Source organism: Actinoplanes sp. NPDC024001 (assembly GCF_040638955.1).
GTDB lineage: Bacteria > Actinomycetota > Actinomycetes > Mycobacteriales > Micromonosporaceae > Actinoplanes.
The window spans coordinates 20,888-44,502 of sequence record NZ_JBEZZB010000083.1 but is presented as its reverse complement, the minus strand read 5'-3'; the positions used below and the strand labels follow the sequence as shown (position 1 = coordinate 44,502).

Genomic DNA, 23,615 nt, shown 5'->3' with positions numbered 1-23,615 from the left:
GCCGCTGCCGACGGCTGCCTCGGCGGCAGCGGCGAACTCCTCCGGCGACGCGCCAGCGCCCAGATCGAGCGGATTATCGTGCAGAGCCGGATCGGCCACCGGCCGAGAACCCGGCCGACATGGCGGTCGGCGGCAGCGCGCTGGCCACGCACGGGCTCGTCGTCGCGCCGGGCAGCCCGAAACCGCCGGCGCTGACCGCGACCACCTGGCTGGTCGCCGACCTGGACACCGGTGAGGTGCTCGGCGCCTGCGGGCCGCACGTCCACCAGACCCCGGCCAGCGTGCAGAAGATGCTGCTGGCGGCGACCGCGATCGAGCAGCTGGACCCGGCGCAGAAGGTGACCATCACCCAGGGCGACCTGGACATCGAGCCGGGCAGCTCGGCGGTCGGCCTGATAGTCGGCGGCACCTATCCGGTCTCGACGCTCTGGCTGGGCCTGATGCTCAACTCCGGCAACGACGCGGCCAACGCCCTGGCCCGGCTGGCCGGCGGGGGCGGCACGGACGGCCTGGCGAAAACGGTGGCGGCGATGAACGCCAAGGCAGCCTCGCTGGGCGCCAACCAGACACACGCGGTCACCCCGTCCGGATTGGACGGTCCGGGTCAGTTCACCAGTGCGTACGATCTGGCGCTGATCGCCCGGGTGTGTTTCGCCAACGCCGACTTCCGCAAATACGTGCTGACCCGCAGCGCGCAGATGCCCGCCCAGAAACTGAAGTCGCGCAAGGTGGGCGGCTTCCAGTTCCAGAACGAGAACAAGCTGGTCTACAACTACCCGGGCGCGCTGGGCGGCAAGACCGGCTTCACCACCCTGGCCCGGCACAGCTATGTCGGCGCGGCCGAGCGCAACGGCCGCCGGCTGGTGGTCACCCTGCTCGGCGCCGAGGCCCGGCCGATCCGCGGCTGGGAACAGGGCGCCAAGCTGCTCGACTGGGGGTTCGCGCAGCCGCAGGGCACCGCGGTCGGCAATCTGGTGACGCCCGAGGAGGTGGCCGCCGCGAAGGCCGCCGCCACCACCGAGCCCACCGAGGAGAAGGCGGCCCAGGGCGCGCCGCAGAGCGGGAACACCCGTCCGGGCGCGCCGCGTGGCCTGTCGGTGGCGGCCGCCCTGTCGGTGGCGGTCGTCCTGGCCGGCGCGCCGCTCCTGCTGCTGCTCACCCAGCGCCGCAAGCGGCGCCTGGCTCGCCCGCCGGCACCCGCGGATGAGCCGGCGGGCCACCTGCCGTTGAGGCGCTGACCGCCCCGCCGCCGACTTCCCGCTGCCCTGGCGTCTTCCGGCTCCGCCGGCCTCCGGCTCCCGCGAGCCGGGTCTGCCGGCTCCCGCGGACCGGGTCTGCCGGCTACCGCGGGCCGGGTCTGCCGGCTACCGCGGACCGGGTCTGCCGGCTACCGCGGACCGGGTCTGCCGGCTACCGCGGACCGGGTCTGCCGGCTACCGCGAGCCGAGTCTGCCGGCTACCGCTAGGCGAGGATCAACCCGAATACCCAGACCACGGCGATCGCCAGCGCCGCCGCGAACTCCACGAGCAGTGACAGCCCGACCGCGGCGAACGCCGCCCGGGTCGACGGCCAAGCCCGCTCGTGACCCACCCGGCTCAGCTCGACCAGCCAGACACCGAGCAGGAAGCCCAGCACCAGGCCGATCACCGGGATCACGAAGAACCCGATCAGACCGAGCACCCCACCGGCCATCAGCGCCGACGACGGCACCCCGGTGCTCTTCAGCCGTTTGCCGGGCCAGAGGAACTTGGTCACCAGCCCGGCGCCGGCGATCAGCGTGGCGACCGCCAGAACCGTCCATCGCACGCCGGCCGAACCGCTCCCGAGCAGCGTCCAGAGCAGCACTCCCGACCAGCTGAGCAACAGGCCGGGGAGCACCGGCAGCATCACGCCGATCGCCCCGACCGCGATGAGCAACCCGGCGAGCAGCGTGACCAGTTCGCCGGTGTCAGTCAGATCCATGCGGCACACCCTGCACCACCGGCCCGGAACCCTCAACCGGGCCCGCCGGCCGCCGATGGAACGGCCGTCGTGGAGAACGCCGGGCGAAGCAACCGGTACGCAACCGTGCGTGACCGGAACGCGCACCCTCCGCAGTTGAAAGTTTCTCTTGTCAGCCGGTGCCCACCAGCCAGGGGCGCCGACAACAACCGGGGGAAACGACATGACCAGCACCGTGACGACCGCTGCCGACTTCGCCGCCGACACCGCCACCGCCACGCCCGTGCTCTCCGCCGCGGAGCAGGAGAACCTGATCCGCACGCACATGCCGCTGGTCGGCCACCTGGTGCGGGACATGCTGAGCCGCATCCCGAACCACATCCACCGCGACGACCTGACCAGCGCCGGCCTGCACGCCCTGGTCACCGCTGTCCGCGGCTGGGACCCGAACCGCGGCGTCCCGTTCCACCGCTTCGCCGGCACCCGCATCCGCGGCGCGCTCCTGGACGAGCTGCGCGCGCTGGACTGGGCGACCCGCTCGGTGCGGTCCAAGGCCCGCAACACCGACGTGACCCGTCAGCAGCTCACCACCACGCTGGGCCGTACGCCCACCCCGGAGGAGCTGGCCCAGGCGCTCGGCACCACCACGACCGAGCTGCACCAGACCGACACCGACGTGCAGCGCGCCACCGTGCTCTCGCTGCAGGGCTTCACCACCAGCAGCGCCGACGACCTGGTCACCGAGCGCGACCCGGGCCCGGAGGAGATGCTGCTGCGCCGTGAGCAGATCGGCTACCTGCACCACGCGATCGGCTCGCTGCCGGAGCGGCTGCAGATGGTCGTCACCGAGTACTTCCTGCACGAGCGCCCGATGGCGGACATCGCCGCCGACCTGGGCGTCACCGAGTCGCGGGTCTCGCAGCTGCGCGCCGAGGCGCTCTCGCTGCTCAAGGACGGCCTGAACACCCACCTCAACCCGGAGCTGGCGCCGGTGCCGGACAACCCGGAGAGCATCACCGCCCGCCGTCGCGCCTCCTACTACGCCAACATCGCCAACAACACCACCATGCGCAGCCGCCTCGCCATGACGAACGAGCACGGTCACACCACGTTCGGCCGCGGCCAGAAGCTGCCGGCCACGGCTGCCTGACGTACCGACGAGAAGGGCCCGGCGTCCATGACGCCGGGCCCTTTCGTCAGCCCAGTTCCAGGCTGGTGACGGCGTAGATACCGGAGTGGTCCAGCTCCGGCGGGCCGGCGGTGTACATCCGGGCGGTGTCCCAGACCGGCTGGAGCCCGAGCCGCTCGGCCAGCTTCGCCGCCTCCGGGTTGATGTGCGGCACGTCGGCCAGGACCGGCATCTCGTACTCGGTGCTCAGGCCGGCGTAGAGCGCCTCGGCGACCGCCAGGTCGTCGGCGAAGAGCGGCCCGATCCGGTCGGCCGCCCCGGCGGCCCGGCGCACGCCGAAACCCACCACCTCGTCGTCGCGGATCACCGCGACGCCGTGCCGGCCCGGCGCGGTGATCCACAGCGCCAGGAAGGTGTCGCGCTCGGCCGGGAAGAACCGGCGATCGTACGCGGCCAGCTCGTGGAACGGGACCTCCCGTGCCTCCACCACCCGCAGGCCGGGGGCGACGGTGGCGCCGGTGAGCACGCCGTCGTATCGCGTGGTGGTCCAGGCCGGCTGGAATCCGGATCTGCGGTAGTTGTCCTGCTGCGCGACCACGCCGTCGAGGCCGATGGCGCGCCCGGCGAGCCGTTCCATGCCGGCCTGCCAGGTGCGCAGGCCGTAGCCCTGACCGCGGAACTCCGGGTCGGTCACGTAGAGGCCGATGAAGCCGTGATCGGTTCCGTACCGGATCGCCGCGATCGTGCTGATCGGCCGGCCGTCGAGGCGCCCGACGAGGATCCCGCCGGGGTCGGTGACGAAGAAGACGTCCGCGTCACCGTCCCCCGGGTGCCAATCCTCGTTGCGCGCCCACTGCGCGATCAGCCGCAAGTCGTCCGCGCTCGCCGACGAGACCGTGAACTCCGCCATGCCGCCACCATAGCGTCGCTTATTCCTGTTATGCCCGGTATTGCGCCGCAGCCCGGTTCCCGGCATCACCCGCTGCGTGAAGTTGCGGCGTGGAGCGCGCCGCAACTTCACACGCTGGTCAGGCCAGGGCGGAGAGGACGCCGGGGAGGTCGGCGGTGTGCAGGACACCGAGGTGGCGGGTGGCGCGGGTGACGGCGACGTAGAGGTCGGAGAGACCGCGCGGGCTCTCCGCGATGATCTCGTCGGGCGCCACCACCAGCACCGAATCGAACTCCAGCCCCTTGGCCTGGCGCACGGTCATCAGCACGACGTGGTTCAGCAGGTCGGGCTGCTCCCCCACGGCCGCACCGGGGATCGCGGCGACCAGCTCGGCGCCGAGCGAGGCTTCCAGCCGGTCCGGCACGAGCACCCCGAGCCGGCCGTCCTCGATCAGGGCGGCCTCCTTGCGTACGTCAGCGATCAGCTCCTCGGCAAGCGTGCCGGCCGGCACCCGCCGCGCCCACGGCGTGACGCCGGCGGACCGCACCGACCGCGGCGGCCGCAGCGCGGGATCGACCGCGGCCAGCACATCGGCCGCGACCGCCATCACCTCGGCCGGGGTGCGGTAGTTGACGCTCAGCTCGACCAGACGCCACCGCTGCGCCACATAGGGCTCGAAGATCTGCTCCCAGCTGGTGCTTCCGGCCAGCTCCGAGGTCTGCGCGACGTCGCCGACCGCGGTGATCGACCGGCTCGGGCAGCGGCGCATCAGCAGCCGCCAGGCCATCGGCGACAGCTCCTGCGCCTCGTCGACGATCACGTGACCGAAGACCCAGCTGCGATCGGCGGCGGCCCGTTCCGCGGCGGTCCGGGTGTCCAGCACCTCGTGCCGCTCGACGAAGGCGCTCGCGTCGACCACGTCCAGCGCGGAGAGGATCTCGTCCTTCTCGCTGCCCTCGTCCTCGAAGTCCAGCGACCGGGAACCCTCGACGATCTCGAGGACACCCTCCGCGTACTCGATCGCGGCCTTGCGCTGGCGCTGCTGCTCACGCACCTTGAGGGTGTCGTCGACGCCGAGCAGCTCGGCCAGCTCGTCGAGCAGTGGCACGTCGGCCGGCGCCCAGCCGGCGCTGCGGTCGCGCAGCAGCAGGGCCCGCTCCTCGGGAGTGCAGCCCGCCGACTCCAGCCGGTCGTCGTCGGAGAGCAGGTCGCGCAGCACCTGGCGCGGGGTGAGCACCGGCCAGAACTCGAAGAGCGCCTGCTGCACGTCGATGTCCTCGCGCAGCTCCCGGCGGGTCTCGGCGAGGTCGGCCTCGGAGAGCAGGTTCTCCCCGCCCAGCGGGTCGGCGCCGATCCGCTCGGCGATCAGCAGCGACAGCTGGTGGATCGCCTCGGTCACGAAGATCTGCCGGGCCACGTTGTGCGGGCGGCCGGAGCGGCGGGCAGCGGCCCGGGCGTCCTCCAGCACGGCCCGCTCGATCCGCAGCGGGTACCCGTCGTGGTCCACCTCGACGAACTCGTCCGGCACGGTCTGCCGGTCGGCGACCGCGTTCTCCAGGACGTCGAGCATGTGCAGCGAACCCTTGAGGGCAGCGGTCGCCGGCGGCTCCACGGCGCGGGCCCGCACGCCGGGGAACATGTCGCCGAGGGTGGCGAGCAGCACACCGGTCTCCGCCAGCGACGGCAGGACCTGGGAGATGTAGCGCAGGAACGTGGTGTTCGGTCCGAGGATCAGCACACCGGTCCGGGTCAGCTGCTCCCGGTAGGTGTAGAGCAGGTAGGCCGCGCGGTGCAGCGCGACCGCGGTCTTGCCGGTGCCGGGACCGCCCTGCACCACCAGCACCCCGGGCAGCCCGGAGCGGATCACCTCGTCCTGCTCGGCCTGGATGGTCTCGACGATGTCGCGCATCCGGCCGGTCCGGTTGGCGGTCAGCGCGGAGAGCAGCGCCGCCTCACCGGTCACGTCCTCGCGGCCGCTGCCGTCGCCGGCCTCGATGTCCAGGGTCTCGTCGTCGATGCCGGTGAGGACCCGGCCCCGGGTGCGCAGGTGCCGCCGCCGGGTCACGCCGTCCGGGTTGACCGCGGTGGCGAGGTAGAACGGCCGGGCCGCGGGGGCCCGCCAGTCGACCAGGAGCGGGTCCTGGTCGCGGTCCTCGGCGAACAGGCCGATCCGCCCGATGTAGCGGGGGCTGCTCGCGGAGAAGTCCAGCCGGCCGAAACAAAGTCCGTTCTCCACCGAATTGAACTGGGCGAGTTGTTCCGCGTAGTGGCTGCGGGTGGCCTCCCGCTGGGCGCGTCCCTGCGGGGTGCCACCCGCCTCCAACAGGATCGCGCGCAGGCGACTGTCGGCCTGCTCACGCAATTGATCCAGACGCTGGTAGAGCGTGGTCAAGTACGCCTGCTCGCAATCGATGTCGGCGCTCGAGCTTGACAAAGTCGCCCCTTTTCGTGCTATCATTCCGGCGCTGGCAACCATTTTTATGGTTGCCTTTTTGTGTTTGCGGCAATGCATTCCGCAAACGACCAGAATAGCGGAAGCCGCTCGGGTTACGGCCTGCGGTGCGTCTGTCCGGAATCCGTCATCGACACGCCGGGGCCGTTACGCCCGGCCGCCGACCGGGATTAACCGGGACATGGACTACAACACCCCGTACCGCCGCTTCAGCGCCCTGGCCCTCGCCGCGGCTGCCACGCTCACCTTCTCCGCCGCCTGCTCCGACGACGCCGAGGAGCCGGCCGGCAACGCCGCCGCGGCCGCCGCGGGCGGACCGGAACAGAAGACCCTGGAGGGCGCCAAGACCGCCGCGCAGACCGTGTTCGACCGGTTCAGCGGCGGCGACTTCGCCGGGGCGTGGGAGATGTACACCACGGCCGGCAAGCAGGCGATCAGCAAGGACGACTACGTCAAGCTCAACCAGGCCTGCTCCCGCAAGGGCCTGGCGATCCAGCTCACCAGTGCCCGGATGGAGGGCACCGACCGGGCCATCGTGATCGCCAAGCAGCTGGTCGCGGCGCAGTCGTACACCATGGTCTACGAGGGCGACGCCTGGAAGCTGGAGCCGGCCAAGGAGGGTCTGGCCCTCTACAAGCTGGGCGCGGCGAAGGCCATCGCCGCCCAGAAGAAGGCCGGCACCTGCGCCAACGCCTGAGAAATTTATTGGGGCCCGCCGCGAACCGCGGCGGGCCCCTCCTCCTCATCGGGTCTATGCGGCGACGGCCAGCGGCAGGCCGTCCGGGCTGGTCAGCGCGAGCCGGGTACGCAGGGTGCCGCGACTGGCGATCCGGTCGTAGTACGCCGCCCGGCGCCGCGCCACGCAGCCCTCCTTGGGCGGGTTCTGCGCCGCCAGGGCCGGGTCCAGGTGGGCGTTCATCCCGTCCCGGAGCAGGACCAGAGCCTCGGCGCGCAGCTGCGACACCCGGGACTCGCTGACCCCCAGCTCGGCGGCGATCTGCGCCATCGGCCGCTCCTCGAAGAAGTAGCCCTGCACCACCACCCGGAGCCGGTCCGGCAGCGCGTCCACGGCGTGCCGCAGGTAACCGAACCGCTCCCGGCGCAGCAGCAGGTCCTCCGGGCCGGCGCCCGGCTCGGTGACGATGTCGTCGGCGGTCGCGGTGGCGAACCCCTGCAGGCTGAAGACGGTGGCGCGGTGCACGTCGTCCTCGGAGTGCTCGATGTCCTCCACCGTGCAGCCGAGCCGTTCGGCCACCTCCTGCACCGTGGGGGTGCGCCCGAGCTCGGCGATCAGCTCCTCCCGGGCCGAGTCGGTGCGCCGGGCCCGCTGGCGCACCGAGCGGCTGGCCCAGTCGAGGCCGCGCAGCTCGTCCAGCAGAGCGCCGCGCACCCGGGTGGCGGCGAAGCGCGGGAACGGGACGCCGCGCTCCGGGTCGAAGCCACGTGCGGCCGCCACCAGCGCGGCGTATCCGGCGGAGAGCAGGTCGTCACGGTTCACGTGGGCCGGAACCCGGGCCAGGATCTCCCGGACCAGGTGGCCGACGAGCGGCATGTTCGCTCGTACGATGTCCTCTCCGCGCCGCTCGACAGCGGGTGCCTCACCGGTCATCGGGGGTCTCCTCAGGTCCCGGCCGGGTTTCGGGGGAGCCCGGCGCTGAGGAAAAAGATGCGGTGCGTTGAGTGCCACCCGGTTCGCCTTCGGGTGCGACATGGTTGCGAAGTTCTGGCGGTACAATGATCGTGAGCGGCCTGGCACGTCTTGCCCGGGCCGCCCTCGGATCGACCACCACGCGCCGCGGCTGGGTACACGGTCTGCGCCGGGCAGGACGACCTCGACTCTTGGGAGTTCCCACCTTCATGACGACCTTCACCGAGCTCGGCGTGCCCGCCGTCCTCACCACGGCACTGACCGGGCTCGGAATCACCACCCCGTTCCCGATCCAGGCGGCCACCCTGCCCGACTCGCTGGCCGGACGTGACGTCCTCGGCCGCGGTCGCACCGGCTCCGGCAAGACCTACGCGTTCGTGCTGCCCGTGGTCACCCGCCTGGCCGCCGGCCGCAAGCCGGCCCGTCCCGGGCGCCCGCGCGCGCTGATCCTCGCCCCCACCCGGGAGCTCGCCACCCAGATCGAGGCGACGCTGCGCCCGCTCGCCGACGCGGCCCGGCTGCGGACCCTCGTGGTCTTCGGCGGTGTCGGGGCGAACCCGCAGATCAAGGCTCTGCAGGCGGGCGTCGACATCCTGGTCGCCTGCCCCGGCCGGCTCGACGACCACATCCGCAACGGGCACGCCTCGCTGGAGTCGGTGGAGATCACCGTCCTGGACGAGGCCGACCACATGGCCGACCTGGGCTTCCTCCCGGTGGTGCGGCGGCTGCTGTCGCAGACCCCGGCCACCGGGCAGCGGCTGCTCTTCTCCGCCACCCTGGACAACGGGGTGGACGTGCTGGTGCAGCGGTTCATGCGCAAGCCGGTCACGCACCACGTGGACGCGGCTGCGCAGGCGCCGGTCGAGATGGACCACCACGTGCTGCACGTGCAGCACGACGACCGGTTCGGGGTGCTGGTCGAGCTGCTCGCGGCGCCCGGCCGGTCGGTGGTGTTCACCCGGACCAAGCGGCGCGCCAAGGTGCTGACCCGGCAGCTGTGCGCGGCCGGGGTGCCGGCGGTCGAGCTGCACGGCAACCTCGCGCAGAACGCCCGCAACCGGAACCTGTCGGCGTTCTCCGACGGCACGGCCGCGACGCTGGTCGCCACCGACATCGCGGCGCGCGGCATCCACGTCGACGACGTGACGCTGGTCGTGCACGCCGATCCGCCGGTGGAGCACAAGGCATATCTGCACCGCTCCGGCCGGACCGCCCGGGCCGGCGCCCGCGGCACGGTGATCACGCTGATGACCGACGACCAGCAGGCCGACGTCCGGGATCTGGCGCGCAAGGCGGGCATCCGCCCGGTCACCCAGCGGGTGCGGCCCGGTGACGCGCTGCTGGCCGAGTTGGCGCCGGGCGAGCGTACGTTCGTCGCCCCCGCATCGACTCCGGCCGCCCCGGCGCCGCAGGCCTCGCCGGCGGCTGCCGAGGGCCGGTCGCGGTCGTCCCGGCGCCGGCGTGGCCGCGCCCGTGGGGCGGAGAACGGCGTGCCGGTCGCCGCCGCGGAGAAGCCGCGGACCGCTCGCGCGCCGCGTTCCGGTCAGGCGCAGGGTCAGGGCAACGCGCGCGCCGCGGCCACGGCCTCCGGCCAGACGCGCAACGCCGGCCAGGCACGCGGGTCCGGCCAGGCACGGGGTTCCGCTTCAGCCCACCGCCCGGGTACGCCGCAGCAGCGCCCCGCCTCCTCGGGCGGCGGTGCGGCGGCGTTCTCCGCCCGGGCCGGCGGCCGCCGCTCCACCCGCTGAAAGTCCTTGTGGCATGGGGGTGCGCTGCGCACCCCCATGTCACGCGGTTCGGGTGGCGTGGATGTCGAGGGTCACGTGGACCAGGCGGCCGATCAGCAGGCGGCCTGAGGTGACGCCGGCGGCCACCCGGTCGACGGCGCAGGTCGCGACGAAGCGGTAGCCGTCGGCTACCGGTTCGGCGGAGACCAGGTCGAGGACCACGTCGCAGGAGCCGCCGCGGACCGCGAGCACCCCGGCGAGCTGCCAGCCGTCGCCGGTGCGCCGGCAGCGGGTGCTGCGGAAGCCGATCTCCGGGTGGTCGGCCACGTCGAGGAGCCGTCTGCCCCGGACGTCCCGGTCCCGGCGAGGGTCGTCGGTGGTGAACGAGGCCGCGTCGAGTTCGGCGGAGGCGATCGAGCGTTCCGGATCCGCGGCGACGCTGATCGTGCCGCCGGTCACCGCCATGGTGCCGGGGACCGGTTTGAGGCCGAAGATGTGGGTTCCGGTGAACCGGCACACCGAGCGGGCCGGCTCGATGCGGTAGGTGCCGGTGCGTACCTCGGTGAGTGTGTTCGTCGTCATGTGCCCAGCCTGCGGCGGGGCGCGGCCGGGCACCTCAGTGCTGGTACTGATCCCCGGCACGCAACCGGGCGGCCAGCTGGGTCCGGTTGGCGAGGCCGAGTTTCGCCAGGGCGTTGCGGACGTGCGTCTCCACGGTCCGCTCGGAGATGTGCAGGCGCTCGGCGATCACGCGATTGGCCAGGCCCTCCGCGGCCAGCCGGACGATCTCCCGCTCCCGGGCGGTCAGGTCGTCGCGGGTCAGCTCGGCGGCGGCCGTCGCGATCGCGGCCAGCCCGAGACGCCGCGCGGTGGTCAGCGCCTCCTCGGCGAGCGTCCGGGACCGGCGTCCGTCGACGTCGCGCAGCGCTTTCGCGTACGCCAATCGGGCCTGAGCGGCGAAAGCCGCGGCGCCGAGCCGGTCCTCCATCCGGATCGCGGTGGTCAGATGCCGCTCGGCGGCGTCCCGGTTGCCGAGAGCCGCCGCGACGACCCCGAGCGATCGTGACATCGCGCCGTGGCAGGCGGTCATCGTGTTCAGGTAGCGGTCCGCCAGCGGCAGCGCGCGGGCGTAGGCGTCGGCCGCCAGATCCGCCTCGTCCAGCCAGACGGCCAGCTCCCCGGCGCTGAACAGGACGAAGCTGCGGCGGCTGTCCGGCGGCAGATCGGGGAGCATGGCGCGCAGGGTGCGAGCGCAGTCCGCGGCGGTCGGCCGGTCGCCGCCGAGCCTCGCGAGCTGGGCGATCTGGGCCACCGCGATCGGCTCGGAGCCGAAGGCGGCCAGCGCGGCCGGCAGCCCGCCCGGCCAGTCGGGGACGATGCCGGTGAACACCGCGAGTGAGCCGCGGAAAGCCGCGTAGAGTTCGGCGGCCGGCTGTTCCTCGAACGTTCCGGCCACCGCGAACGCCTCCGCGGCGACCTCGGCCGCCGCCTCGACCCGGCCGTTGAGCAGCAGCCTCGCGGCGCGGGCCCGAAACAGATGCCAGCGGGCCATCGGCCGGCCCAGCCGCTCCGCGAGATCGGCCAGGGCTGCCGTCTCGGCGTCGTAGGCGGGAAGATCGCCGATGGCGAGCAGGGCGTCGAGACGCCACAACCGGCCCCACAGCTCGGCCTCGACCCGGCCACCGGCGGCGGCCAGCTCGCAGCTGCGGCGGGCCAGGTCCAGCACCTCCTCCGCGGCGGCGACCGTGTCGAGCACCTCGTGCCGGGCGTGCACGGCGGCAGCCAGCGCCCGCGGGTCACCGGTCTGTTCGGCGAGCGCCATCGCCTGCCGGCTGATCGGCTCGGCGCGCTGGTGCTGACCGGTTTCGGCCAGCAGGAAGGCGTAGTGGGCGAGCAGCTCGGCGCGGGTGACGTCCCCGGCGCCGGATTCGAAGGCGAGGGCCCGCTCGCAGAGCCGGAGGACGGCTGCGGCGACCTGGCCGCCGTAACCCCGCACGACGAGCGCGGCGGCCGCGGCCTCGTCCGCGCGCTGCGCGGTCTCGGCCTGGTTGAGCACGGAGGTGCAGTCGGCTACGGCGACGGCGAGCCGGCCGTCCCGGCAGGCGGCCTCGGCGCGAGCCAGCAGCAGCGACGGGTCGGCCGGGAAGAGGTCCAGGGCCTGGCCCAGCCAGGTGGCCGCGGCGTGGTGGTCGAGCTGCCGGGTCGCCTCGTCCGCTGCCGCCACGCAGGCGTCCCGGGCCAGCTGCCGGGAGCCGTCGTCGACCACGGCGCGCACCCGATGGCGGGCGGTCTCGCCGGGCCGGGCCGAGCCGGCGGCGAGCACCTCGGCGATCCGGCGGTGGGCGGTGATCCGATCGGTACGGCTCAACTCCGCGTACCGTGCCTCGCGGACCAGCTCGTGGGCGAACCGCAGCCGGGCCGGCGTCCACGGGTCCTCGACCAGCACCCCGGCGGCGATCGCCTCGGCCAGCAGCGGCTCGACCGGCTCGGCGGCGATCCGGGCCAGCACGACCACGTCGATCTCGGCGCCCAAAGCCGCGGCCAGGCCGAGCAGGTCCCGGCAGCCCGGGGAGAGTCCCGCGGTCCGGCGGCCGACCAGGCGCAGCAGCCCGTCCGGCAGGTCCAGGTGGGCGGCCGGGCCGCGCAGTCCCCCGGAACCGGCGAGCAGGCGGGCCAGCTCCCGGGTGTAGAGCGGGTTGCCGCCACCGAGCCGGTGGATCACGGGCGGCCAGGAGGGGTGCGCCTGGCCGTACGCCTGGGTCAGGTAGGTGGCGACGGTGCCCTGGTCCCAGGGGCGCAACGGGAGGATCTCGGCGCCGGGCAGGTCGACGTCCAGGGCTCGGGCGGTCGCGACGACCAGCAGCGGGACCCGGGCCACCTCGCGGGCCAGGGCGGTGAGCAGGGCGAGCGAGCCCGGATCGGCCCAGTGCAGATCCTCCAGGACCAGCAGCAGGCCCCCATCGGCCCGGGACGCGGCCGCGCACAGGGCGCGGACGGTCGACTGGACCACACGGAACCGGGCGGTGGCGGGCGGTTCGCCGGTGTCGGCGGTCTCCAGCAGGGCCGGGGTGAGGCCGGGCAGCTCGCAGTCGAGCAGGCGCAGCCACGGCCAGAAGGCGGGCGCCCCCTCGTCCGGGTCGGCCCGGCCGGTCAGCACGGTGACGCCGGCGGCGTTCGCCCGGGCCACGGCCTCCTCGACGACGGCCGTCTTGCCGATCCCGGCCTCGCCGGTCAACAGCACGACCGCGCCCGACCCGGCGGCGGCGTCGGCACGCAGCCGGTCCAGAGCGACCACTTCGGCCACCCGGGCGACCAGAGGCGTTCCCATGCACGGATTGTCCGCCGTGACCGGCCGGACCGGGTGGTGGCCCGCCCGGAACGTCGCCGTCCGGACAACCGGTGAGTCAGTCGTTCAGGCGACGCGGCCTACTGATGATCAACTTTAGGATCATCGGATGCCGCATCTGGGTCCGCAGCGCTACGTCCCCGGCCAGAGTCGTCCATACCCTCCGCCGCAGAGCGGCAGCCCGGTGCCCCCGCACTGGTGGTGGTTCGTGGTTCCGCTGGCGACGTTCGGCTTCGGAACCTTCGCCATGGTCTGGATCGCCGGAACTCGCCTGGCCACGCGGCGCACCACCATGGCAGCCGCAGGGTATGCAGCAAGCGCGTTCCTTACCTTCCTGCTGATCATCGTCGGCTCACCCGATGGCGTGCTCGGTGGCCTGACCGCGTTGCTTCTCCTGATGCTCTGGTTCGGCGGGACGGCGCACGTCGCCGTGCTGCAGACCCGGGTTCGACAGTTGGACGCCGGCACACCCGCCCCGCCGGTGGTCACACATGCCGACGATCCGGGGATCGCCGCCGCGCAATGGCGGCAGCAGCGCCGCCGGGAGGCCCGGGAGCTGCTGCTGACCAACCCCGGCATGGCCGCTGAGCTGCGGATCGGGCGCCCCGATGTACCAGATCGGAGCTATAGGACGGCGGCTTGGTCGATGTGAACCATGTACCGGCCGAGTGGCTGCGGAACGAACTCGACCTAACGTCCGAGCAGGTCGCCGAGTTGATTCAGGTACGCGAGGAACGCCGTGGCCTCCACGGGCTGGACGACATCCTGACCTACTGCAAAACCCTCTCCCCGCAGCGGCTGATGCTCATCGAGGACCGGCTCGTCTACCTGCCCTGGTGAAGGAACTCATGACCTACGACCCGCACCGACCTGCCTACACCACACCGGCTCCAGCCCTGCAGCAGCCGCCCGTCACCTTCCCGTCCTTCGTCCCGCCCCCACCCCCGGCCAATTCGGTGCTCTTGGTCTCGGTGGGCGGCAGGGCAGCGGCACTTCTACTCGATTTGATGCTTTTCTTCCTCACGATGTACATCGGTTGGATCGTGTGGTCGGTGTACACCTGGGGCACCGGACAAACGCCGGCCAAAAAGATCCTCGGCCATGTGGTCGCTGATGCGAATACCGGCGCGCCCATCGACTGGCACCGCATGTTCCGCCGTGAAGTACTCGGCAAGATCCTTGTAGGTTTCTTCACCGGCGGCATGGCTACTGCTGTAGATGCGCTGGGCGTCCTGCGACGCGACCGGCGCACGCTCCATGACCAGGCCACCGAGACGATCGTTCGGTACGAGTAGGGGCAGGGCGTCAGGCTTCCGGGACGCGTACCGTCAGCTCGTCGCCGAGGGTGTAGCCGGTGCAGAGCTCCAGTTCGTCGCCGGACCAGAAGCGGCCGGGGTCGTACCAGTTGGCCTTGCGGCCGCGCGGCAGCAGGCCCATGTCCTCGTAGGTCACCGCGACCACCTCGGCGCAGTAGGCCCGCTCCAGGGTGGCGTCGCTGACCTCGCCCCTCTGCCAGGGCAGGCGGATCTGCGGCACCCGGCCGCGGGCCCACCGCCAGGCCAGCTGCGAGGTCGACGGGAACGGGGTGCCGTCCAGGCGGGCCACCGTCTTGAGTGCCTTGTCCTCCATGGCCCGGGTGACGCCCGGTTCGAGCTGGCGCAGCCAGCCGCGCTGACCGTAGCGCCGGGCCCAGACCGTGACCGCGTCGCGCAGGTCGTGCAGCTGCACGCCGCGCTGGAAGGTGCCGGACCACAAGTCGGGCAGCGACTTGCCCAACTCGGCGTGCCACATCAGTGGCGGCATGTCCTCGATCACCAGGGACATGCCGACGTGGTTGACCGGGCTGTTGGTGAGGGTCTGGATGGCACGGTCCGGGCCGGAGCGCCCCCGGAAGATCCAGATATCACCCGTACGCGTCAGATCTATCGCCTCGTCGAGGCTGAGTTCGGCAACCACGTGTCTATCCTCAGCTGATGCGTTGGTGGAAGGTAGCGGGACTGGCAGGGCTGGCGGGCGTCGCGGCGACCGGGGTGGTGATCGCCCGCTCGGAGCGGCGGCGCCGGGCGTACACGCCGGACGAGATCCGGAGCAGACTGCACGAGCGCGTCGCTGAGGCTACCGAGAAAAAGGACTGACCGCTCACACCAGCTCGGTGTCGCGCAGCACCGACCACAGGCCGGCGCCGTCCGGGGCGGAGAACCAGATCTTGCCGCCGGACGGCACCACCTCGGCGGTCTCCGACGGGCCGGGAATGGCGCCGGCCAGCACCGCCTGGGTGGGTGAGAGCCGGCGGATCGCGACGGCCGCCACGTTCTCCGGGTGGGTACGCGCGAACTCGGAGTAGATCTCCTGGTCGTGCTGCCCGTCGTCGCCGATCAGCAGCCACTTGACGTCCGGGAACTCCTCGGCGAGCCGGCGCAGCGTCTTGCGCTTGTGCTCCTGGCCGCTGCGGAACCAGCGGTCCGGGGTGGGACCCCAGTCGGTGAGCAGGATCGGGCCGGCCGGGTAGAGGTGCCGGCTGAGGAAGCGGGTCAGCGTGGGCGCGACGTTCCACGCGCCGGTGGAGAGGTAGACCACCGGGGCGCCGGGGTTCGCGTTGACCAGCCGCTCGTAGAGGACCGCCATGCCGGGCACCGCGGTGCGGGCGTGCTCGTCGAGGACGAACGTGTTCCAGGCGGCCAGCAGGGGACGCGGCAGCGCGGTGACCATGACCGTGTCGTCGATGTCGGAGATGACACCGAACTTGACCGCCGGGTCGAGCACCCGGATCGGCGCCTCCACCGGGGTGTTGCCCTCGGTGCTGAGTTTCGCGCAGCCCCAGCCCGGGTCGAGGTCGCCCTTGACCCGGCAGTCCAGGTAGCCGCTGCGGTCGGTGCGGGCCTCGGTGACGGTGCCGCCGATCTCGATGCGGACCACGGCGCTGCTGGCCGGGGTGGTGGTGAAGCTGCGCCAGCCGCGCACCTTCTCGCGGCGTTTGCGGACCAGGCCGGGCCGGGCCAGCAGGACGCGGCCCATCACGCGCGCCCAGCCGGGCGCGCCATATCCGGTGTACGCCGTGATGTACGGCTTCCAGCCCCGAACCCGCAGCCGGCGCTCGATCATCTCGTGCACCGCGTCCTCGATCAGAGCGGCCCGGTGGATCCGCACCGCCGGCGGGCTCGCACCTGCGGGAGTAACGGTCACCATCGCCTCCTTACCCGTCCGACGTACCGCCCGTCCGCTCGGCCACGTTACCCGGCGCTCGTCACCGCCAATCGAGAACGGTGCGCTGGTCCGGGTTGGACATCACGCGGCTGCCGGGAGTTCGGCCGGCGTCCACTGCTCGGACCACCAATGGCGGTCGATGGGTTCGGTGGCGGGGTCGCGCAGCCGGGCGGCGGCCGCTTCGGCGCGCAGCTGCCGGACCGCGTCGGCGGCGGCCTCGGCGCTGCGCCAGGCGGCCTGCTCACGCTGCACCGCCTGCTGGTATGCCTCCCACCGGTACGCCCGGGAGGCCTGGCTCAGCACCGACTCCTGCTGGACCGGGTGCAGGCGCGGGTTCCAGCCGCGGTGCGCGTAGACGTCGTTGAGCTGGGCGATGGACAGGTCGTGGGTGCGGCACAGCCGGGTGGCGGCGCGGTGCAGGTAACGCTGCCGGTCCGCGTTCTCCCCCAGCTTGCGGCGGCGGCTCATCAGCGGATAGGCGGTCGCCGCGGCCATCTTGCGGGCGACCAGTTCGGCCTGCTCGTACTCCGTCCAGGCGGTCTCGACCGCCTCCTGGGCGGCGAGCCACTCGGCGCGCCGTCGGCCGGCGGCCTCGGCCGCCTGGGCGGCCGCGGTCTCCAGCTCGGCCGCGTAGTGGTTCTCCTCCGCCTCGGGCGGGGCCGGCGCGAGGCCGCGGGGCACCTTCGCGGTGGCGACCGCGACGGCCAGAACGAGCAGGATGATCAACCAGATCGCGGCTGCCTGCGGCACCGCGCTGACGAAGGTCTGCAAAGCGGAATCCATGGAACACCCCCAGTGATGGATCTACGGCCGGCGACGGAACCGGACGGGCCACGACGGCCCGCCTGGTCAGCGGACCGGGGGTGCGCGTGGGCCGGCGCTCTGTGGGGTCTCGCCGGCCGGCAGGTGGCGCGGCGTCGCGACGGTCGCGGCGACCGGAACGGCCGGGACCGGCGGCTGCGGCTCGGTGCGGGCCCGGGTCCGGACGGGCTGCTCAGCGGGGGTCTCGGCAGCGTCCGGAGCGGGGGTCTCGGCGATGACCGAGACGGTGACCGATGTGACAGCGGGGGCGTCGACGGCGGCGGGCGCCGGCGCGGGGCCGGGCAGGCGCAGCGTCACGGCAAGCGCCAGTAACGCCAGGCTGGTGAGGAACCGCACAACCGCGATCACGGATATCAACCTACTAGTGACCGGGTGAACGCGCACCGCTCGTTCTCGTCACGCCCACCCGAGAGATGTCGTCGGCGGTCACCCGGACGAGGGACCATGTGGGCATGGACCTACAGGTGGTGGAGCAGGTGGCGCGGCTGGACGGGTGGATCGCCGAGGGCGGCGTGGTCATCCTCAGTGGCGCGGGTCTCTCGACCGACTCCGGGATCCCCGACTACCGGGGTCCCTCCGGCTCCGCCCGCCGCAGCACCCCGATGACGTACCAGACCTTCACCTCCGACCCGATCGCCCGCCGCCGGTACTGGGCGCGCAGCCATCTGGGCTGGCGGACGATCGGTGACGCCCGGCCCAACGACGGGCACCGGGCGGTGGCCCGGTGGCAGCGGCAGGGCCTGCTCACCGGGTTGATCACGCAGAACGTGGACGGGCTGCACCAGGCGGGCGGCGCCGGCGACGTGGTGGAGCTGCACGGCAACCTGGCCCGGATCGTCTGCCTGGACTGCGGCGAGCTGACCGCCCGGGCCGAGCTGGAGCACCGGCTGACCGAGGCGAACCCGGGCTTCAGCGCGGTGGCCGCGTCGATCAACCCGGACGGCGACGTGGAGCTGGACGACGCCGAGCTGGACGGGTTCACCGTGGTGCCCTGCCGGTCCTGCGACGGGACACTGAAACCGGACGTGGTGTATTTCGGCGAGACCGTGCCGGCCGACCGGGTGGCGACCGCGTTCTCCCTGGTGGAGGCGGCTCGTACGCTGCTGGTCCTGGGGTCGTCGCTGACCGTCATGTCGGGCCGGCGGTTCGTGCTGCGCGCGGTCCGCGAGGGGATCCGGGTGGCGATCGTGAACCGGGGCGTGACCCGCGGTGAGCCCTATGCCGATCTGGTGATCGATGCCCCGCTCGGTGTGGTTTTACCCAATCTGGCCGGGACCGGCGACGCCATGGTTACCGTCTCGAAATCTAATTAGATCTCTGGGCACATTGACGTGACCGCCCTCACTGAGGTTGACTGCCGAAACCGGTACCGAAACCGGTTCCGAAACGCCGACGCAACCGCGTAGTCACACCCCGGAGGAGCTGTGCCGATCACCATCGCCGATGTGGCGGCCCGGGCCAAGGTCAGTAAGACCACCGTGTCCCGGGTGCTGAACGGCAAGGGCGAACTCGACGAGACCACGGCCGCCCGGGTCCGGGCGGTCATCGACGAGCTCGGCTACGTGCCGAGCGCCCGGGCGGTCAACCTGGCCCGTGGGCGCACCCGGGTGGTCGGCATGCTGGTCCCCTCACTGACCTGGCCCTGGATGGGCGAGGTGGTGCAGGGGGCGGTGGACGTGCTGGAGGCCGAGGAGTACGGGCTGCTGCTGTTCACCTGCAACCGCGGTGCCGACTCGATGCGCCAGTTCAGCGCTCAGGTCGCCGCGAAGTCCTTCGACGGGCTCCTGGCCATCGAGCCGGAGGGCACCTTCGACTACATCGCCAACCTGCACGCCCGCGGCCTGCCGATGGTGCTGATCGACGACCGGGATCAGGTGGACGGCCAGATCCCGAGCGTGGGCACCACCAACCACACCGGTGCCGCCGCGGCGGCCCGCCACCTGCTGGAGATCGGGCGCCACAAGCCGCTCGTGATCACCGGGCCGTCCCGCTTCGGCTGCACCCAGCAGCGCACGGACGGCTTCACCTCGGTCTTCGCCGAGGCCGGGCATCCGGTTCCTGAGGAACGCCGGATGCTGGGCGACTTCACCTTCGCCGCCGGCGTGGACAACGTCCGGCGGGCGATCGAGTCGGGCATCGAGTTCGACGCCGTCTTCTGCCACAACGACATCTCCGCCACCGGCGCCATGCAGGCGATCCTCGACTCGGGCCGCCGCATCCCGGAGGACGTCGCGGTCGTCGGCTTCGACGACATACCGCTCGCGGCGCACACCCAGCCGCCGCTGACCACGGTCCACCAGCCCATGCGGGAGATGGGCGAGGCAGCGGCCCGGACGCTGCTCGCCTCCTTCGAGGGCACCCCGCTGCCGAGCCGGCCGACGATCATCCCGGCCACGTTCACCGTCCGCGCCTCGACCGCCTCCTGACCCACATCTGAACCTGCCGGCCGCCGTCGCGGCCGGCCCCTCAGCGACACCTGGTGACCGGCCCCGGCCGGCCGCACGGTACCGCACGCCCTTCGGGCACCCCTCTCACCCGAAATACCGCGTTTGACCCCGAGGAGTATTTGCGATGCAGAGAAGGAAACTGTTCGCGGTGGCCCTGGCAGGCGTGCTCGCCACGGGCGGTCTCGCCGCGTGCGGTGACTCGCCGAACGCGAACAACAAGAACGCCAACAGCGGCAAGACGGCCGACTTCCTGTCGATCGGCATGCCGAACGGCACGGTCACCGAGAGCAACAACCCGTTCGTCAACACCGCGGCCGGCACGTCGCTCGGCTACCGCTGGATGATCTTCGAGCCGCTCGGCCAGTGGAACAACACCAAGCCGTCCGACCCGCTGACCCCGTGGCTGGCCAGCGAGATCAAGTGGTCCGCCGACTACAAGACCGTGGACCTGGTCATCCGGGACAACGCGACCTGGTCCGACGGCCAGAAGCTGACCGCCGAGGACGTGGTGTTCACCCACACCATGCTCAAGGACAACGCGGCGCTCAACAGCTACGCCATTCCGTACGACCAGATCACCGCCGACGGCAACAAGGTCAAGATGACCTTCAAGACGTCGCAGTTCACCACGCACCACAAGGTCATCGGACAGACCCCGATCGTGCCGAAGCACATCTGGTCGAAGATCTCCGACCCGGCCACCGACCCGATCAAGGAGCCGGTCGGCAGTGGGCCGTACACCTTGAAGTCGTGGAGCCAGCAGGCGATCACGCTCGCCGTGCGAGAGAGCGGTTACTGGCAGGACCCGCCGAAGGTCAAGGAGCTGCGCTACACCTCCTACGCCGACAACAACGCGCAGGCCACCGCCCTGGCCAACGGCCAGTCGGAGTGGAGCTTCGTCTTCATCCCGAACTACCAGCAGACCTTCGTCGCCAAGGACCCGGAGCACTACAAGGTCTGGGCGCCGGGCGTGCTGGGCATCCACGGCCTCTACATCAACACCACGAAGAAGCCGTTCGACGACCCGGCCCTGCGCCGCGCCATGAACATGGTCATCAACCGCAACGACATCTTCGTGCAGGCCGAGGCCAGCTACTTCCACCCGGAGATCAAGAGCGTCACCGGCCTGCCGGAAGGCGCGGGTGACGCCTACATCGCCGAGGAGTACAAGGGCAAGACCTTCACGGTCGATGTCGAGGGCGCCAAGAAGCTGCTCGCCGACTCCGGCTACAAGCTGGAGGGCACCACGCTGAAGGACAAGTCCGGCAAGCCGGTCACCATCAAGCTCAGCGACCCGGCGCCGTGGTCGGACTACCAGACCACGCTCGAGATCATCAAGAGCAACCTGGCCGAGATCGGCATCGCCGCGACCGTGGAGAAGCCGAACCAGAACGTCTGGGACGCGAACATCCAGAAGGGTGACTTCGAGGCCAGCGTGCGGTGGACCAACGGCGGCTCGACGCCGTTCGACATCTACCAGACGGTCATGGACGGCGACCTGATGAAGCCGATCGGCACCGCCGCCCAGCAGGGCAACTTCGGCCGGTTCAAGAGCCCGGAGGCCACCGCGGCGCTGAAGGCGTACTCGAACGCCACCGACGAGACCGCGCGTAAGACCGCGCTCGCCACGCTCCAGAAGATCTTCGTGGAGCAGGCCCCGATGCTGCCGATCGGCTCGGACAACGTCGGTGGCGCGTACAGCACCAAGAACTGGGTCGGCTGGCCCTCGGACCAGGACTCCTACGCGCCGATGCAGCCCACCCAGGCTGCCGCGCTCCAGGTCGTCCTGAAGCTGCAGCCCGCCAACTCCTGATCGCCTCGCGGGCGCCCCGGGCAACCGGGGCGCCCGCCCTCCGCCTGTACGAAGGAACCCGGCATGACGTCGATCCCGGACGCCAAGGCGCCGGCCGACGAGGTGGTGCTCGAGGCGATCGGCCTGACCAAGCACTTCCCCGTCCGCCGCCGGCTGCGCGACCTGTTCTCCAAGAGGCACGACGCGGTTCACGCCGTCGATGACGTGAACCTCACCCTCCGCCGCGGTCAGGTGGTGGCCCTGGTCGGCGAGTCCGGCTCGGGGAAGTCCACAGTGGCCCGGCTGCTCGCCCAGCTGTATCCCCGTACCGGCGGCGACATCCGGCTGCACGGCGAGTCGACGAAGGTCAAGTCGGGCTCGGCGTTCCGCCGCTACTGCGCCCGGGTTCAGATGATCTTCCAGGACCCGTTCGCCTCGCTGAACCCGGTGCACACCATCCGGTACCACCTGAGCCGGTCCCTGAAGATCCACGGCCACGCCGGGAAGACCGACGCCGACCTGGAGCAGGCGCTGCACGCGCTGCTCGAACGGGTCGCGCTCACCCCGCCGGAGCGTTACCTCGACAAGTTCCCGCACGAGCTCTCCGGCGGCCAGCGGCAGCGCGTGGCGATCGCCCGGGCCCTCGGTGCGGAGCCGGAGGCGCTGCTCGCCGACGAGCCGGTCTCGATGCTCGACGTCTCCATCCGGCTCGGCGTCCTCAACCTGCTGCGCGACCTCAAGGAACGCCTCAACCTGGCGATCCTCTACATCACCCACGACATCGCGTCGGCCCGGTACTTCGCCGACCAGACGATGGTGATGTACGCGGGCCGGATGGTCGAGGGCGGCGACAGCGAGACGGTCACCCAGTCGCCGGCTCACCCGTACACCCGCTTGCTGATCGACTCGGCGCCGGACCCGGACCGGCTCACCGGCGCGTCCGATGCCGAAGGCGAGGACCGCGGCAACGGTGAGCCGCCCAGCCTGATCCACCCGCCCACCGGCTGCCGGTTCCACCCGCGCTGCCCGATGGCGATGCCGCGGTGCACGACCGACCTGCCGGTCCGCCTCGAGATCGGCGACGCGCCCGGCCACTGGGCCGCGTGCTGGCTCTATGACGAAGCCACCGTCGCCGCCCAGAAGCCCGGCTCGGCCGCGGAGGTGTCGCAGTGAAGTACTTCCTGCAGCGGATCGCCTTCTACGTGTTCACCGCGTGGGCCGCGATCACCCTCAACTTCTTCATCCCCCGGATGGTGCCGGGCGACCCGGTGCAGGCGCTCGTCACCAAGTTCCAGGGCCAGCTCAGCAGCCAGGCGATCGACTCCCTCTACGTCCTGTTCGGCCTGGACCGGGACGCCAGCATGTGGGAGGAGTACGTCAGCTACTGGAAGCAGCTGCTCTCCGGTGACCTGGGCCTGTCGTTCACGTTCTTCCCGACGCCGGTCTCCGAGATCATCAGCAACAGCCTCCCCTGGACGCTGCTACTGGTCGGCATCACCACGATCGTCAGCTTCTTCCTCGGCACCGGCCTGGGCGTCCTGGCCGGCTGGCGGCGGGGCTCGTGGACCGACGGGCTGCTGCCGGTGACCACGTTCCTCTCCTCGGTCCCCTACTTCTGGCTCGGCATCATCGCGATCTACCTGCTCACCGGCCCGGACAGCTTCTTCCCGTCGTCGGGTGGGTTCGACAGCGGCCTGGTGCCCGCCTGGGACCAGTACTTCATCCCGAGCGCGATCCAGCACAGCCTGCTGCCCGCCCTGACGATTCTGATCTCGTCGGTCAGCGGCTGGATCCTCAGCATGCGGAACATGATGGTGACCGTCGCCTCCGAGGACTACATCACCGTCGCGCATGCCAAGGGACTGTCCGACCGCCGGGTCGCGCTGAGCTACGCGGCGCGCAACGCGCTGCTGCCGAACGTCTCGGGCTTCGCGCTGTCGCTCGGCTTCATCGTCGGTGGCACCCTGCTCGTGGAGATCGTCTTCTCCTATCCGGGCGTCGGCTTCGCACTCTTCCAGGCGCTGGGCGCCCAGGACTACCCGCTCATGCAGGGCGTCTTCCTCATCATCACCATCTCGGTGCTGGTAGCGAACCTGCTGGCGGACATCGCCTATCTGCTCCTCGACCCGCGCACCCGCAAGGAGGGCTGACACAGTGATGACCGCCTGCACCGAGCGGCACCCAGCTGAACCGAACTTCGACCTCGCACGCGAGGGC

23 protein-coding genes are annotated in these 23,615 nt (G+C 71.7%); 13 read left to right on the top strand and 10 right to left on the bottom strand.

Annotation, left to right across the window (positions count from 1 at the left end):
* Positions 1–1,238, top strand: a 1,238-nt coding sequence (locus AB0F81_RS29010) for a D-alanyl-D-alanine carboxypeptidase family protein (protein ID WP_360202273.1), incomplete at its 5' end; no start/stop codon positions are given.
* Positions 1,239–1,462: 224 nt separating this feature from the next.
* Here the strand turns inward: AB0F81_RS29010 and AB0F81_RS29005 are convergent.
* On the bottom strand, positions 1,463–1,963 hold the full coding sequence (locus AB0F81_RS29005) for a DUF456 domain-containing protein (protein WP_360202271.1): 501 nt from the start codon (positions 1,961–1,963) through the stop codon (positions 1,463–1,465).
* A gap of 202 nt (positions 1,964–2,165) precedes the next feature.
* On the opposite strand from AB0F81_RS29005, the gene AB0F81_RS29000 reads away from it, so the two are divergent.
* Positions 2,166–3,092 carry a sigma-70 family RNA polymerase sigma factor gene (locus AB0F81_RS29000; RefSeq protein WP_360202269.1) on the top strand — a complete coding sequence of 309 codons (927 nt, stop codon included), beginning with the start codon at positions 2,166–2,168 and terminating at the stop codon, positions 3,090–3,092.
* Between the two features lie 46 nt (positions 3,093–3,138).
* On the opposite strand, the gene AB0F81_RS28995 is transcribed toward AB0F81_RS29000, so the two are convergent.
* Both AB0F81_RS28995 and AB0F81_RS28990 read right to left on the bottom strand, forming a co-directional pair.
* Positions 3,139–3,981, bottom strand: a complete 843-nt coding sequence (locus tag AB0F81_RS28995) for a GNAT family N-acetyltransferase (protein WP_360202268.1) — start codon at positions 3,979–3,981, stop codon at positions 3,139–3,141.
* A gap of 118 nt (positions 3,982–4,099) precedes the next feature.
* On the bottom strand, positions 4,100–6,418 hold the full coding sequence (locus AB0F81_RS28990) for an ATP-binding domain-containing protein (RefSeq protein ID WP_360202266.1): 2,319 nt from the start codon (positions 6,416–6,418) through the stop codon (positions 4,100–4,102).
* A gap of 175 nt (positions 6,419–6,593) precedes the next feature.
* Between AB0F81_RS28990 and AB0F81_RS28985 the strand changes: the two genes are divergently transcribed.
* The gene (locus tag AB0F81_RS28985) at positions 6,594–7,109 is read left to right on the top strand and encodes a hypothetical protein (protein WP_360202264.1); all 516 of its coding nucleotides are present in this window, start codon (positions 6,594–6,596) and stop codon (positions 7,107–7,109) included.
* A gap of 54 nt (positions 7,110–7,163) precedes the next feature.
* Here the strand turns inward: AB0F81_RS28985 and AB0F81_RS28980 are convergent, their stop codons facing one another.
* Positions 7,164–8,021 carry a sigma-70 family RNA polymerase sigma factor gene (locus AB0F81_RS28980; protein WP_360202263.1) on the bottom strand — a complete coding sequence of 286 codons (858 nt, stop codon included), beginning with the start codon at positions 8,019–8,021 and terminating at the stop codon, positions 7,164–7,166.
* A 248-nt stretch (positions 8,022–8,269) separates the two neighbouring features.
* Between AB0F81_RS28980 and AB0F81_RS28975 the strand changes: the two genes are divergently transcribed.
* Entirely contained in the window at positions 8,270–9,808 is a 1,539-nt protein-coding gene (locus tag AB0F81_RS28975) for a DEAD/DEAH box helicase (protein ID WP_360202261.1), read from the top strand.
* 39 nt (positions 9,809–9,847) lie between these two features.
* Here the strand turns inward: AB0F81_RS28975 and AB0F81_RS28970 are convergent, their stop codons facing one another.
* Together AB0F81_RS28970 and AB0F81_RS28965 are read right to left on the bottom strand one after the other, a co-directional pair.
* Positions 9,848–10,369, bottom strand: coding sequence for a YceI family protein (locus AB0F81_RS28970; RefSeq protein WP_360202259.1), 522 nt, complete (start codon positions 10,367–10,369; stop codon positions 9,848–9,850).
* A 34-nt stretch (positions 10,370–10,403) separates the two neighbouring features.
* Positions 10,404–13,115 carry an AAA family ATPase gene (locus AB0F81_RS28965; protein ID WP_360202258.1) on the bottom strand — a complete coding sequence of 904 codons (2,712 nt, stop codon included), beginning with the start codon at positions 13,113–13,115 and terminating at the stop codon, positions 10,404–10,406.
* Positions 13,116–13,242: 127 nt separating this feature from the next.
* Here AB0F81_RS28965 and AB0F81_RS28960 point away from each other — a divergent pair, with 127 nt between their 5' ends.
* The 3 genes from AB0F81_RS28960 to AB0F81_RS28950 are packed head-to-tail and all read left to right on the top strand — an operon-like array spanning position 13,243 to position 14,428.
* Entirely contained in the window at positions 13,243–13,785 is a 543-nt protein-coding gene (locus tag AB0F81_RS28960; RefSeq protein WP_360202257.1) for a hypothetical protein, read from the top strand.
* Entirely contained in the window at positions 13,773–13,973 is a 201-nt protein-coding gene (locus tag AB0F81_RS28955; protein ID WP_360202255.1) for a hypothetical protein, read from the top strand. The genes AB0F81_RS28960 and AB0F81_RS28955 overlap by 13 nt, the downstream gene beginning before the upstream one ends.
* A gap of 8 nt (positions 13,974–13,981) precedes the next feature.
* Positions 13,982–14,428 carry an RDD family protein gene (locus AB0F81_RS28950; protein ID WP_360202253.1) on the top strand — a complete coding sequence of 149 codons (447 nt, stop codon included), beginning with the start codon at positions 13,982–13,984 and terminating at the stop codon, positions 14,426–14,428.
* 10 nt (positions 14,429–14,438) lie between these two features.
* Here the strand turns inward: AB0F81_RS28950 and AB0F81_RS28945 are convergent, their stop codons facing one another.
* Positions 14,439–15,089, bottom strand: a complete 651-nt coding sequence (locus AB0F81_RS28945; RefSeq protein WP_360202252.1) for a hypothetical protein — start codon at positions 15,087–15,089, stop codon at positions 14,439–14,441.
* 17 nt (positions 15,090–15,106) lie between these two features.
* Here AB0F81_RS28945 and AB0F81_RS28940 point away from each other — a divergent pair, with 17 nt between their 5' ends.
* The gene (locus tag AB0F81_RS28940) at positions 15,107–15,268 is read left to right on the top strand and encodes a hypothetical protein (protein ID WP_360202251.1); all 162 of its coding nucleotides are present in this window, start codon (positions 15,107–15,109) and stop codon (positions 15,266–15,268) included.
* Positions 15,269–15,272: 4 nt separating this feature from the next.
* Here the strand turns inward: AB0F81_RS28940 and AB0F81_RS28935 are convergent, their stop codons facing one another.
* The 3 genes from AB0F81_RS28935 to AB0F81_RS28925 form a co-directional block, all read right to left on the bottom strand.
* Positions 15,273–16,319, bottom strand: a complete 1,047-nt coding sequence (locus AB0F81_RS28935) for a phosphatase domain-containing protein (protein WP_360202249.1) — start codon at positions 16,317–16,319, stop codon at positions 15,273–15,275.
* 99 nt (positions 16,320–16,418) lie between these two features.
* The gene (locus tag AB0F81_RS28930) at positions 16,419–17,120 is read right to left on the bottom strand and encodes a hypothetical protein (protein ID WP_360202247.1); all 702 of its coding nucleotides are present in this window, start codon (positions 17,118–17,120) and stop codon (positions 16,419–16,421) included.
* A 66-nt stretch (positions 17,121–17,186) separates the two neighbouring features.
* Positions 17,187–17,507, bottom strand: coding sequence for a hypothetical protein (locus AB0F81_RS28925; protein ID WP_360202246.1), 321 nt, complete (start codon positions 17,505–17,507; stop codon positions 17,187–17,189).
* 104 nt (positions 17,508–17,611) lie between these two features.
* Here AB0F81_RS28925 and AB0F81_RS28920 point away from each other — a divergent pair, with 104 nt between their 5' ends.
* From AB0F81_RS28920 to AB0F81_RS28900, 5 genes are all read left to right on the top strand, one after another.
* Entirely contained in the window at positions 17,612–18,472 is an 861-nt protein-coding gene (locus AB0F81_RS28920; RefSeq protein ID WP_360202245.1) for an NAD-dependent protein deacetylase, read from the top strand.
* A 111-nt stretch (positions 18,473–18,583) separates the two neighbouring features.
* Complete coding sequence (locus tag AB0F81_RS28915; protein ID WP_360202243.1) at positions 18,584–19,585, top strand: LacI family DNA-binding transcriptional regulator; 1,002 nt, start codon at positions 18,584–18,586, stop codon at positions 19,583–19,585.
* Between the two features lie 145 nt (positions 19,586–19,730).
* Positions 19,731–21,419 (top strand): ABC transporter substrate-binding protein, encoded by a 1,689-nt coding sequence (locus tag AB0F81_RS28910; protein WP_360202241.1) that lies wholly within the window; start codon positions 19,731–19,733, stop codon positions 21,417–21,419.
* Positions 21,420–21,482: 63 nt separating this feature from the next.
* A complete protein-coding gene (locus AB0F81_RS28905) occupies positions 21,483–22,571 on the top strand; it encodes an ABC transporter ATP-binding protein (RefSeq protein WP_360202239.1) in 1,089 nt (362 codons plus the stop codon).
* Entirely contained in the window at positions 22,568–23,548 is a 981-nt protein-coding gene (locus AB0F81_RS28900) for an ABC transporter permease (RefSeq protein WP_360202238.1), read from the top strand. The genes AB0F81_RS28905 and AB0F81_RS28900 overlap by 4 nt, the downstream gene beginning before the upstream one ends.
* The last annotated feature ends 67 nt before the right edge of the window (positions 23,549–23,615 follow it).

What these genes read in the sequence shown, in the direction of transcription:
- AB0F81_RS29005 (WP_360202271.1), bottom strand. Translation starts at nt 1,963, where the DNA reads ATGGATCTGACTGACACCGGCGAACTGGTCACGCTGCTCGCCGGGTTG.
- AB0F81_RS29000 (WP_360202269.1), top strand. Translation starts at nt 2,166, where the DNA reads ATGACCAGCACCGTGACGACCGCTGCCGACTTCGCCGCCGACACCGCC.
- AB0F81_RS28995 (WP_360202268.1), bottom strand. Translation starts at nt 3,981, where the DNA reads ATGGCGGAGTTCACGGTCTCGTCGGCGAGCGCGGACGACTTGCGGCTG.
- AB0F81_RS28990 (WP_360202266.1), bottom strand. Translation starts at nt 6,418, where the DNA reads ATGATAGCACGAAAAGGGGCGACTTTGTCAAGCTCGAGCGCCGACATC.
- AB0F81_RS28985 (WP_360202264.1), top strand. Translation starts at nt 6,594, where the DNA reads ATGGACTACAACACCCCGTACCGCCGCTTCAGCGCCCTGGCCCTCGCC.
- AB0F81_RS28980 (WP_360202263.1), bottom strand. Translation starts at nt 8,021, where the DNA reads ATGACCGGTGAGGCACCCGCTGTCGAGCGGCGCGGAGAGGACATCGTA.
- AB0F81_RS28975 (WP_360202261.1), top strand. Translation starts at nt 8,270, where the DNA reads ATGACGACCTTCACCGAGCTCGGCGTGCCCGCCGTCCTCACCACGGCA.
- AB0F81_RS28970 (WP_360202259.1), bottom strand. Translation starts at nt 10,369, where the DNA reads ATGACGACGAACACACTCACCGAGGTACGCACCGGCACCTACCGCATC.
- AB0F81_RS28965 (WP_360202258.1), bottom strand. Translation starts at nt 13,115, where the DNA reads ATGGGAACGCCTCTGGTCGCCCGGGTGGCCGAAGTGGTCGCTCTGGAC.
- AB0F81_RS28960 (WP_360202257.1), top strand. Translation starts at nt 13,243, where the DNA reads ATGCCGCATCTGGGTCCGCAGCGCTACGTCCCCGGCCAGAGTCGTCCA.
- AB0F81_RS28950 (WP_360202253.1), top strand. Translation starts at nt 13,982, where the DNA reads ATGACCTACGACCCGCACCGACCTGCCTACACCACACCGGCTCCAGCC.
- AB0F81_RS28940 (WP_360202251.1), top strand. Translation starts at nt 15,107, where the DNA reads ATGCGTTGGTGGAAGGTAGCGGGACTGGCAGGGCTGGCGGGCGTCGCG.
- AB0F81_RS28935 (WP_360202249.1), bottom strand. Translation starts at nt 16,319, where the DNA reads ATGGTGACCGTTACTCCCGCAGGTGCGAGCCCGCCGGCGGTGCGGATC.
- AB0F81_RS28930 (WP_360202247.1), bottom strand. Translation starts at nt 17,120, where the DNA reads ATGGATTCCGCTTTGCAGACCTTCGTCAGCGCGGTGCCGCAGGCAGCC.
- AB0F81_RS28920 (WP_360202245.1), top strand. Translation starts at nt 17,612, where the DNA reads ATGGACCTACAGGTGGTGGAGCAGGTGGCGCGGCTGGACGGGTGGATC.
- AB0F81_RS28910 (WP_360202241.1), top strand. Translation starts at nt 19,731, where the DNA reads ATGCAGAGAAGGAAACTGTTCGCGGTGGCCCTGGCAGGCGTGCTCGCC.
- AB0F81_RS28905 (WP_360202239.1), top strand. Translation starts at nt 21,483, where the DNA reads ATGACGTCGATCCCGGACGCCAAGGCGCCGGCCGACGAGGTGGTGCTC.